The organism is Burkholderia seminalis (assembly GCF_001718535.1).
Classification (GTDB): domain Bacteria; phylum Pseudomonadota; class Gammaproteobacteria; order Burkholderiales; family Burkholderiaceae; genus Burkholderia; species Burkholderia seminalis.
Genome location: NZ_CP013400.1, coordinates 3040415 through 3050136 on the forward strand (window position 1 = coordinate 3040415; position 9722 = coordinate 3050136).

Sequence of the window (9722 nt, forward strand, 5' to 3'; positions counted from 1 at the left end):
GCGAGGGGCGCGCGCGGTCTACGCGTAGGCGACCGAACGATCGCGCCCGAGCCGCTTCGCGCGATAGAGCGCGGCGTCGGCCTCGCTGACGAGCACGTCGCTGGTCGGCGCGCCGTTCCTCGCGCATGCGCCGCCGACGCTCGCCGTCACCGGCACGCTGACGCCCTCGGCATCGACCGGCATGCTGCCGATCGCGTCGCGCACCTTGTCGGCCACCCGCATCGCCTCATCGAGATTCGTGCACGGCAGCAGCAGCGCGAATTCCTCGCCGCCGAAGCGGCCGAACGTATCCTGTCCGCGCACGATCGACGCGACGCGGCGCGCAGTCTCGCGCAGCACGGCGTCGCCCGCCGCATGCCCGAAGCGGTCGTTGATCGTCTTGAAATGGTCGAGATCGAACAGCAGCACCGACAGGTCGCCGCCGTAGCGCTGCCAGCGCGCGAATTCGTCGCCGAGCCGCGCCTCGAAGAAACGCCGGTTCGCGATGCCGGTCAACCCGTCGCGATTCGCGTGTTCGCGCAGCTTCGCGACGGCTTCCTCGCGCTCGCGCTGCATCACGCTCACATGCGTGACGTCGGAAATCGTCACGCACACGGCCTCGACGTCGCGGCCGCGCGTGAGCGGCATGAACGTGCAGTCCTGCTGCATGTAGTCGACCCCGCCGGTGATCGGGCGGTCATGCTCGAAGCGGAACAGGTAGGGCCGCTGCTCCCACGAACTGAATGCGAAGCTGCCGAGCTGGAACACGCTTTCGAGCTTGCGCGACAGCCACGCGCGCGGCAGGTCCGGAAAGCAGTCGAACAGGTTGCGGCCGATCACGTCGGCCGCCGCAATGCCGCTGTGATCCTGCATGAAGCGGTTCCACATCAGCACGGTCATCGAGCGGTCGAGCACGAACAGCCCGAAGCCGACCCGCTCGATCACGAGGTCGCTCAGCGACGGAGCGGTGGCCGTCATAGCGCGGAGAGCAACGCGTCGAGCGCGTCGCCCATCAGCCGGATCGAATCCTCGGCCATCAGCATCACGAAGTGCGCGCGGAACGTGTGGTCCTCGAGCCCGAAGTTCACCTCGAGCAGCAGCGCGACGCTCCACGCGAGCATGTTCGGCTCGAACACGTCGTCGAACGATACGTTCGCGCCGAGCAGCCCCGGCGGGAAGAACACGGGCTTGCGGCCGAGCTCGTCGAGGATCGACGCGACGCACGCGCCCATCAGCACGTTCGCGACGTCGAACACGAGTTCGTCCGGGCTCGCCATCCCGCCGTAGACACCATCGCCGAACGTGCGGTCGACGACCGACGTGAGCCGCGCGACGCTCGCGCTGCGGCACAGTACGATCGCCTCGCCCTTGATGTCGGAACGGAAGCCCTGGCGCACGGCGGTCACGTTATCGTGAATGCCCGTCATCTCGCGCAGCGCATTGCCTGCGTCGGCCGCTTTCACGACGCGCACGCGCGGCACCGACAATTCGATGAAGCGCCCGAGCAACAACGCAAGCCGCGCGGCGGCGCGGCCCATTGCCAGGTTGGCGATCTCCTGCAACGCGTCGCGTTGCTCCGCCGTGAACACCGATTCAGGCATACAACCCATACTCCTTGAGAATGGGCAGCAATGCCTCCGACGTCACGGGCTTGGCAACGAATGCGATCGCGCCCAATTCACGCACGCGTGCTTGCGCCTGCGGCTGGATATCGGCGGATACCACGATCACGAACGTGTTCAGATCTTCGTGGCGCAGTGTCTCGAGGACCTGATATCCGCTCATGTCGGGCATCGTCAGGTCCAGAAACATCACGGAAGCTTTGCCGTCACGATAAAGCGCCAAGGCCTCGCGACCATTCGCGGCATACGCGACTTCAACGTCCCAGTCTCCCGGCAGCGCCTTTGTCAGAAGTTTGCGAGCGAGCAGCGAATCGTCGGCAATTACAATCGGCAAAGGCATGGGGCGATGCGGTATACGGAATGGTCTCTCTCGCGTTAACGACCGCGCGGCGCACTTCTTTAGGGGGCCATGCGTTCGGGCGCGGGGCAACCGCCTTGCGGCCGTGCGCGGGTATCGCGACGCGGGTGCGCGCGATGCCCGCGCGGCGGTCGCCGGCGGGCGCATCTATCTGTCATAGGGAAAGCAAGGCGCGATTCTCGGAGTAAACCGGAGGCGATGCAACTCGCCATTTTCACCATTTCGAACAGAATTGGTCCGATCGCCCGTCATTCCGAAAACAGGCGCGATCATTTTCGAGATAAGCACGCAAAATTTTTCCTTGTGTACGTTTGCGCTGCCGGATTCGTCGCGTTTTCAATCTGACAATCTCCCCCTGTCGGAATCGACAGGATCGCGGCGCGGCGGGGCTGCGCGGCCGGCCGCCGCAACTCGTTTATGATGGCAGGCACCTCCGCTTCGCCCGCCTCTTCGATGACGTCCGACCGGCCCGCCGACTCCCACGCTCCCGCCTCCCCGCCCGCCGATGACTGGCAGGACGACGGCGGCTACGCGTCCGGCGCACCCGAACACGATTTCGCGGTCCGCCGCGTGACGCTGATCGTGCTGCTGGTCGCGGCGATCGTGCTGCCGTGCATCTACGTGGTGGTGATGGCGTACAACGACCTGAAGACGCGCGAGGCCGCCGCGAGCGACGTGACGATGCGCACCGTGCGGGTCGCCGAGGAACACGCGCTCAAGGTGTTCGACCTGAGCGAGACGCTCGACGCGCGCATCGTCGACCTCGTGCAGGACATGGACGACGCCACCGTGCGCGACAAGGAGTCCGACATCCACGAAGCGCTGAACACGATCGGCGGCGGCTATCCGCAGGTGGCCGCCGTGTCGATCTTCGGCGCGAGCGGGATGCTGCTCGCCAACAGCCTCTACTACCCGGCGCCGTACGCGTCGATCGCGAACCGCGACGACTTCGCGGGCATCCGCGACGGCAAGGTCATCGAACACATCTCGCGGCTGATGATGGGTCCGCTCAAGCTCGAGAACATTCCGGTGTTCAACACGGGCGTCGCGCGCCGTCATAGCGACGGTTCGTTCGCCGGGATGGTGTCGATCGCGCTGAAGTCGTCGTATTTCAATGCGTTCTATCGCGACCTGCTCGGCGGCGCGAGCACGCCGATGACGATGGCGCTCGCACGCTCGGACGGCGCCGTGATCGCATCGTATCCGCCGCCGCCGTCGCTCGCGCACACCGATCGCTCGGTCACGTTCGGCGACACGCGCAACGATCCGCGCGCGGGCGTCGTGCGCGTGCGCCACGATGGCGCGAGCAGCGAGATCGTCGCGTACCGCCAGGTCGGCAGCTATCCCGTGTACGTGACGTGCGCGTACCGCACGTCGGCGATCTGGCATGAATGGTACGAACACCTGAGCGTGCTGTTCATCTCGATGTTCGCACCGTCGATCGCGCTGTGGTCGGTGATCTGGCTGTCGCTCAAGCGGTTGAAGGCGGAAGAGGAGGCATGGGATCGCTGGCAGGCCGAAGCATCGATGCGGCGTTCGATCGAGTCGGCATACCGGCAGTCGCGCAAGATGCAGGCGCTCGGCAACCTCGTGGGCAGCGTCGCGCACGACTTCAACAACCTGCTGATGATCATCTCGAGCAACGTGCAGATCGCGCGGCGGCGCGGTGTCCAGCATCTCGACAAGGAACTCGGCGCGATCGAGCGCGCGCTGAAGAACGGGCAATCGCTCACGCGCCAGCTGCTCGGCGTCGCGCGCAAGCAGCCGCTGCACAACGAGACGATCGACGTCGGCCAATGGCTCGGCACGTGCCGCGAACTGCTGAAGACGTCGCTCGGTTCGAAGTCGTCGCTGGTCGTCGCGATCGAGCCCGGCGTCTGGCCGATCCGTGTCGACGTCGCGGAACTCGAGCTCGCGGTGATCAACCTCGCCGTCAACGCACGCGACGCCATGGCGGCCGGCGGGCGCTTCACGGTCGGCGCGCGCAACGTGACGCTGCGTCGCGAGGACGGCTTCCCGCTGACCGGCGACTTCGTGCAGATCTCGCTCGACGATACGGGTTCGGGCATGGCGCCCGACGTGCTCGCGCGCGCCTTCGAGCCGCTGTTCACGACCAAGGCGCCGGGGATGGGGACGGGGCTCGGCCTGCCGCAGGTGTTCGCGTTCTGCGAGCGCTCGGGCGGCCTGGCGACGATCGACAGCGCGGTCGGCGCCGGCACGTCGGTGCGCCTCTATCTGCCGCGCGCACGCGCCGAGGACGTCGTCGCGCGGCCGCAGGCCGTCGCGCACGATGCCGGTTCGGGCACGCTCGCCGGCCTGCACGTGCTGCTCGTCGAGGACAACAGCGAGGTCGCGGCCGGCACGGAAGCGCTGCTGTCGCTGCTCGGGCACCGCGTGACCTATGCGCCCACCGCCGACGACGCGTTGCGCCTGATCGAAGGCGCGGCCGCGAACGACGCGTTCGACCTCGTGATTTCGGATATCCACATGCCGGGCCGCCTGAACGGCATCGACCTCGCGGAAGCGGTCGACAAGCGGCCGGGGAAGTTGCCCGTGATACTCGTCACGGGTTATGCGGAGGAACTCGACCGCACGCGCACCGTCAACGTCCGCGTGCTGTCGAAGCCGTTCGACATCGCGCTGCTCGACGAAATCCTGCTGGGCATCCGCGAGGCGCGCGACGCACGGCACGCCGGCGCGTGACCCGCTGCATGCGGGCCGGCGCCGGCGGCGGGACGGGCGTGACGCTCAGGCCGATTTGAGCAGGCGCACCCAGCCCGCGTAGCGATCGACGAAGCCCTGCAGGAACTTGCGGGTGTCCTCGCTGACGATCTGGCCTTGATCGTCGATACGAGCGGGATCGTGCTTGATGAACATCTCGGGCTGACCGAGCGTCTTCACGTCGAGGTACGCGAGCACGTTGCGCAGGTGCTGCTGCGCGAGCGCGGTGCCCGCGGCGCCCGGCGACGTGCCGAGCACCGCACCCGGCTTGCCCGACCACGAGTTGGAACCCCACGGGCGCGAGCCCCAGTCGAGCGCATTCTTCAGCACGCCGGGAATCGACCGGTTGTATTCGGGCGTGACGAACAGCAGCGCGTCGGCGGCTTCGATCGACTGCTTGAAGCGCTTGGCGACGTCCGGGAAATCCGCGTCGTAGTCCTGGCTGTACAGCGGCAGTTCGCCGATCTCGACGAACTCGAACGAAAAATCGGCGGGGGCGAGCGAGATCACGGCGTGCGCGAGCGCACGGTTCGTCGAAGTACGGCGCAGGCTGCCGACGACGACCGCAACACGATAGGACATGGCATTCTCCTTCCGGTGAGTGAGGAATCGGATCGATTGCTTCCGAATGGGCGACAAAGGTCTGTTTATAGGCAAGCCAGCCCGCGAGCCGTCCCACGGGGCCGTCCGGCCGACTTTCCACAAGGTTTTCCACAGAAATTGTGGATAACTCGACCGTTATGTTCCGACGTTACAGATTGCCCGCCGCGCGACGCCGTCGACGCGCGAGCCGGAGTTCGGCAAGCATAGCGCAGCCGGCAGGCCGGTTTCGTGAAATCGTGACGGAACATGCGTTGCGGGCAAGCGGCGCGCCCAGTAAGCTGCTCGCACCGCGATGCGCGCGCTCTGTCGCGCAGGCGCGACCGTTTCGACACACTGCAACCCAGACATGCCGTCCGCCTACGACGATCCCGTTTATCTCGCACAACTGCGGCGCGACCTGCTGCGCTTCGCGCGACTCCAGCTCCGCGATGCCGACGCGGCCGAAGACGCCGTGCAGGAGGCACTGACCGCCGCGTGGTCACATGCGGGCGATTTCGCCGGGCTGTCGGCTCACAAGACGTGGGTGTTCGGTATCCTGCGCAACAAGCTGATCGACGTGCTGCGCGCGCGGCAGCGGACGGTCAACCTGTCCGCGCTCGACGCCGAACTCGACGGCGAATCGGTGCTCGACCGCGAACTGTTCAAGGAAAACGGGCACTGGGCCGCGCATGCGAAGCCGCGACCGTGGCCGAAGCCCGAGACGCTGCTGCAGCAGCAGCAGTTCTGGACGCTGTTCCAGGCCTGTCTCGACCACCTTCCGGAACAGATCGGGCGCGTGTTCATGATGCGGGAGTTCCTCGACGTCGAGATCACGGACATCTGCAGCGAATTGACGCTGACGACGAATCATTGCAGCGTGCTGCTGTATCGGGCGCGCACGCGCCTGCGAACCTGCCTGAGCGAAAAAGGGATGACGACCGAAGATGCTGCCGGGGAAATGTACTGACATCACGCGACTGCTGTCGGATGCGCTCGATCGGCATCTGACACTGCACGAGCGACTGCAGGTGCGCGTGCATCTGCCGACCTGCAGCGGATGCAGGGCCTATCGCGGACAGATTTCGCTGTTGCGGACGGCTGCGAAAGCGGCGGCGGGGCGGGCGCCGGACGATGACGGTGCGCCGTCCGGTGAACGCTAGGATCCGGTTCGTCGTGTTGCCGCCGTCGTTCGTCGCGTCGCGGGCGGCCGATGGCCCGGCGATCGCGTCGGCGTCGGATGCCGGTGCGAACGTCGGGCTGATGCAATAAGAAAAATACGCCGGGTAATAATTATTCGAACAGCGCCTTCACCGATTCGGGCGGCCGGCCGATGGCCGCCTTGTCGCGGCACACGACGATGGGCCGCTGCAGCAGAATCGGGTGCGCGGCAATCGCGGCATAGGCTTCGGCGTCGGTGAGATCCGCGCGAGCCAGATTCAGCGCCTTGTACGGCTCCTCGCCATCGCGCAGCATGTCGCGAACGGGGCGGCCGAGCTGCCGATGCAGCGTTTCCAGTTCCTCGACCGTCGGCGGCGTCTTCAGGTACTCGACGACGTTCAGCGGCGTGCCGGCGGCATGCAGCGACTCGACCAACGCAAGCGTCTCGCGCGACTTCGAGCATCGGGGGTTGTGGTAGATCGTGATCATCATTCAGGCCTGGAGGGTAGAGCCCGGTATTGTAGCCAGTCTGTGCTGGGGGCCCCGAAGGTGGTCAGGGGGCGATCGCGAGTGGGCTTGTGTATCGCCGCGGCGATCGGACAGGTGGCGCCTCGTCGATGCGAGCCGCGAGAGGGGTGTGCTATCCGGAGAAACTTGAGTCCAAGAATGGATGTGTTTATGCGCATAAAGTCGGGCAGCGTGCGATCGCGGGATGAGGCGCGGAATCTGCGAGCCAATGCATCGTGGTTCCCTTTGCATTGAGAGAGGGGGCGGGGAATGGCGTGAGCCGCTTGGTTTATGCGCATAAATTCCGGTCGCCGGAGGAGGTGCGTCGCGATTCACGGCGTGGTTGCATGTCGATACTCCACGGCCTCGATGGACCGCCGAATCGATATGCGGCTTGGCCACGGCATCATCGCGCATCGGATTCAGGCGGAGACCGCGCGTGGCCCGTCGTTCATCGCCATCGAGCGTCACCGGTTTATGCGCATAAACGCGTCGCGCCTGAACAGCCCGTCGCATCGATGCCGACGCGCTCAAACCACACGCACCATTAAAGCCACATGCTTGGTCAGGGTACGCCGCCCACGACCCTCGCTCGTGAACGACAGCCCATTTGGCCTCGATGTTGATCCGCTCGATCCCCGCCGAGTTTATGCGCACAAACTCCCCGACTCTCTGGCAAGCGTCCCCCCATCCATCGAAAGGGCAGTGCTTCGGGACATCGTAGAGCGCGCCCACTCATCTCGTCGACATCGATCGCCGCGACACATCCATCGAGTAGCCCATCGACATCGCCAGGCCTCCGCCACACGATCCGATCGAGCCATCGATCTCCTCCGTCCCGTTTATGCGCATAAACCGATAGCCCGAATGGCTAATGCGTAGTTGTCGAACGACAATTTCATTGAAATTCAAATATCGTCCTGTAGAATTCCAACGACCAAAACAGGAGTGAAAATTGGCCGCGGAAATCATTGCAGTCACTCAACAAAAAGGTGGCGTCGGCAAAAGCACGATTGCCATGCACCTCGGCGCCGCGTTCCATGAAAAAGGGAAGCGCGTCCTCGTCATCGACGCAGACCGTCAAAACACGCTGGTTCACTGGTCGAGCGCATCCGGCGACAGCGACAACGGCATCCCGTTTCCGGTCGTCAACCTCGCCGAAGCCGACGGCCAGATCCATCGCGAGATCAAGAAGTTCATCAACGACTACGACATCATCGTCGTGGACTGCCCACCGTCGATCACCGAGAAGGTGTCCGGCGTCGTCCTGCTCGCCGCGTCGATTGCCGTGATCCCGACTTCGTCGTCGCCGGCCGACTACTGGTCGAGCGTCGGGCTGGTCAAGCTGATCCAGCAGGCGCAGGTCATGAACGAAGACCTCCGCGCGGTCTTCCTGCTGAACAAGACCGAAGAGAAGCGCATGCTGACCCGCGAGCTCAAGCGCGCGCTCGAGGAACTCGGCTTCCCGTTGCTGAAAACGCAGATCCCGACCCGGGAAGCGTACAAGCAGGCGATGGCGCTCGGTCAAACCGTGCTGCAGATGAACGATCGCGGCGGCAAGCTGGCCGCCGCCGAAATTCGCGCATGTGCCGACGAAATCGTCGCCATGCTGCCCTGACTTTATGCGCATAAAGGAGTCACATGAAACCTTCCCAATTTGCCAAAGGATTCCAAGCGCGCCCGGATATCACGACGAGCGAGAAGCGCACCGCGCTTGATCGGCTCAATGCGATCGACGGCATCGTCAAGTCCGAGACGCCCACGCCGACGCCGACCAAATCCGCAAAGAAAGACATCGCTCCGCCCCCGGCTCCGGAATTCACGATCGATCCGTCGATCGACGAGTCGCCGCAATATCGTGCGTGGCGCCTCGAGAATCGTTACGCACCGGGCCAGGTGATCGAGCTGTCGCTGAAGGCGATCAAGCACAGCCCGTTCAACCCGCGGCACTTCTATCTGAAGGCGTCGATTGCCGAACTCGCGGTCAACCTCGCGAAGCAGGGGCAACAGCAGGCGATCCACGTGATTCCGGATTACGACAATCCGGGCACGTATTTCGTCAGCGACGGCGGTCGTCGCGTGCGGGCGCTCAAGGAAGCGAACAAGGAGTCGGTCAAGGCGATCGTGATCGACGTGCCGATCGGCATCCAGAGCTACAAGCTCGGCTACGACCTCAACGTCCAGCGCGATTCGCAGACGGTGTTCGACAACGCCGTCGTGTGGCGCCGCTTCCTCGACGACAAGCATTTCCAGAGCCAGAAGGAGCTCTCCGAGCACCTCGGGCTCGACGAGTCGACGGTGGCCGTTGCGCTGTCGATCGGCAAGCTGCCGGAAGCGATCATGCAGGAAATGGTCGCGCGTCCGGACCGCTTCGGTTCGAACATGGCGTATCAGGTCGGCCGCTATCACAATGCGCGCGGGACCGAGGCGACGCTGCGGCTGATCAACAAGATCGTGTCGGACGATCTCAGCACGCGCCAGGTGTCGGACATCGTCAAGGGCCGCGTCGCGGCGCAGGAAACGCCGAAGGCCGCGGGCCGCCAGCGCTATGCGCAGCGTCTCGAGATCAAGCTCGGCGGCAAGTCGGTCGGCGACCTGAAGTCGTATGGCGAGGATCGCATCGAGTTGCGCCTGCGTGGCCTCCCGAAGGACAAGCGCGACGCGATTCTCGAGCAGCTCGAGCGGATGCTGTTGTCGGAGTGATGGAAACGGCCGGCAGGGCCTGGTGAGGACGCCGGGCCCGCCCGATCGAGGGTCGGGGCCGGCGGCGGCCCGTCAGCGGGCCTGAGCGGGCC

Annotated in this window: 10 protein-coding genes; 5 read left to right on the plus strand and 5 right to left on the minus strand. The window is 65.1% G+C overall.

What is annotated here, in order from left to right; genetic code table 11:
* Positions 1-18 precede the first annotated feature (18 nt).
* Genes WJ12_RS34065 through WJ12_RS34075 form a run of 3 tightly spaced genes read right to left on the minus strand, consistent with a single transcriptional unit; the run spans position 19 to position 1941 of the window.
* The gene (locus tag WJ12_RS34065; RefSeq protein WP_069246031.1) at positions 19-957 is read right to left on the minus strand and encodes a GGDEF domain-containing protein; all 939 of its coding nucleotides are present in this window, start codon (positions 955-957) and stop codon (positions 19-21) included.
* Complete coding sequence (locus tag WJ12_RS34070) at positions 954-1580, minus strand: chemotaxis protein CheC (RefSeq protein ID WP_034187558.1); 627 nt, start codon at positions 1578-1580, stop codon at positions 954-956. The genes WJ12_RS34065 and WJ12_RS34070 overlap by 4 nt, the downstream gene beginning before the upstream one ends.
* Complete coding sequence (locus WJ12_RS34075; RefSeq protein WP_034187557.1) at positions 1573-1941, minus strand: response regulator; 369 nt, start codon at positions 1939-1941, stop codon at positions 1573-1575. The genes WJ12_RS34070 and WJ12_RS34075 overlap by 8 nt, the downstream gene beginning before the upstream one ends.
* A 471-nt stretch (positions 1942-2412) precedes the next feature.
* Between WJ12_RS34075 and WJ12_RS34080 the strand changes: the two genes are divergently transcribed.
* Positions 2413-4662: a hybrid sensor histidine kinase/response regulator gene (locus WJ12_RS34080; protein ID WP_034187556.1), complete on the plus strand. Its 2250-nt coding sequence runs from the start codon at positions 2413-2415 to the stop codon at positions 4660-4662.
* A 45-nt stretch (positions 4663-4707) separates the two neighbouring features.
* Here WJ12_RS34080 and WJ12_RS34085 read toward each other — a convergent pair whose 3' ends face one another.
* On the minus strand, positions 4708-5262 hold the full coding sequence (locus WJ12_RS34085; protein WP_034187555.1) for an NADPH-dependent FMN reductase: 555 nt from the start codon (positions 5260-5262) through the stop codon (positions 4708-4710).
* Positions 5263-5629: 367 nt separating this feature from the next.
* Between WJ12_RS34085 and WJ12_RS34090 the strand changes: the two genes are divergently transcribed.
* Positions 5630-6229 carry an RNA polymerase factor sigma-70 gene (locus WJ12_RS34090; protein ID WP_034187554.1) on the plus strand — a complete coding sequence of 200 codons (600 nt, stop codon included), beginning with the start codon at positions 5630-5632 and terminating at the stop codon, positions 6227-6229.
* The gene (locus WJ12_RS35690) at positions 6207-6422 is read left to right on the plus strand and encodes a zf-HC2 domain-containing protein (protein WP_049036026.1); all 216 of its coding nucleotides are present in this window, start codon (positions 6207-6209) and stop codon (positions 6420-6422) included. Before WJ12_RS34090 ends, WJ12_RS35690 begins: the two co-directional genes overlap by 23 nt.
* 130 nt (positions 6423-6552) lie before the next feature.
* On the opposite strand, the gene arsC is transcribed toward WJ12_RS35690, so the two are convergent.
* Positions 6553-6909, minus strand: coding sequence for an arsenate reductase (glutaredoxin) (gene arsC / locus WJ12_RS34095; RefSeq protein ID WP_059559317.1), 357 nt, complete (start codon positions 6907-6909; stop codon positions 6553-6555).
* A 973-nt stretch (positions 6910-7882) separates the two neighbouring features.
* Between arsC and parA the strand changes: the two genes are divergently transcribed.
* Together parA and WJ12_RS34105 are read left to right on the plus strand one after the other, a co-directional pair.
* Positions 7883-8545: a ParA family partition ATPase gene (gene parA, locus WJ12_RS34100; protein ID WP_006480195.1), complete on the plus strand. Its 663-nt coding sequence runs from the start codon at positions 7883-7885 to the stop codon at positions 8543-8545.
* Between the two features lie 23 nt (positions 8546-8568).
* The gene (locus tag WJ12_RS34105) at positions 8569-9630 is read left to right on the plus strand and encodes a ParB/RepB/Spo0J family partition protein (protein WP_034187553.1); all 1062 of its coding nucleotides are present in this window, start codon (positions 8569-8571) and stop codon (positions 9628-9630) included.
* The last annotated feature ends 92 nt before the right edge of the window (positions 9631-9722 follow it).

Coding starts and splice junctions, on each gene's coding strand:
- WJ12_RS35690 (WP_049036026.1), top strand. CDS start 6,207: ATGCTGCCGGGGAAATGTACTGACATCACGCGACTGCTGTCGGATGCG.
- WJ12_RS34105 (WP_034187553.1), top strand. CDS start 8,569: ATGAAACCTTCCCAATTTGCCAAAGGATTCCAAGCGCGCCCGGATATC.
- WJ12_RS34070 (WP_034187558.1), bottom strand. CDS start 1,580: ATGCCTGAATCGGTGTTCACGGCGGAGCAACGCGACGCGTTGCAGGAG.
- WJ12_RS34080 (WP_034187556.1), top strand. CDS start 2,413: ATGACGTCCGACCGGCCCGCCGACTCCCACGCTCCCGCCTCCCCGCCC.
- WJ12_RS34090 (WP_034187554.1), top strand. CDS start 5,630: ATGCCGTCCGCCTACGACGATCCCGTTTATCTCGCACAACTGCGGCGC.
- WJ12_RS34085 (WP_034187555.1), bottom strand. CDS start 5,262: ATGTCCTATCGTGTTGCGGTCGTCGTCGGCAGCCTGCGCCGTACTTCG.
- WJ12_RS34065 (WP_069246031.1), bottom strand. CDS start 957: ATGACGGCCACCGCTCCGTCGCTGAGCGACCTCGTGATCGAGCGGGTC.
- arsC (WP_059559317.1), bottom strand. CDS start 6,909: ATGATCACGATCTACCACAACCCCCGATGCTCGAAGTCGCGCGAGACG.
- WJ12_RS34075 (WP_034187557.1), bottom strand. CDS start 1,941: ATGCCTTTGCCGATTGTAATTGCCGACGATTCGCTGCTCGCTCGCAAA.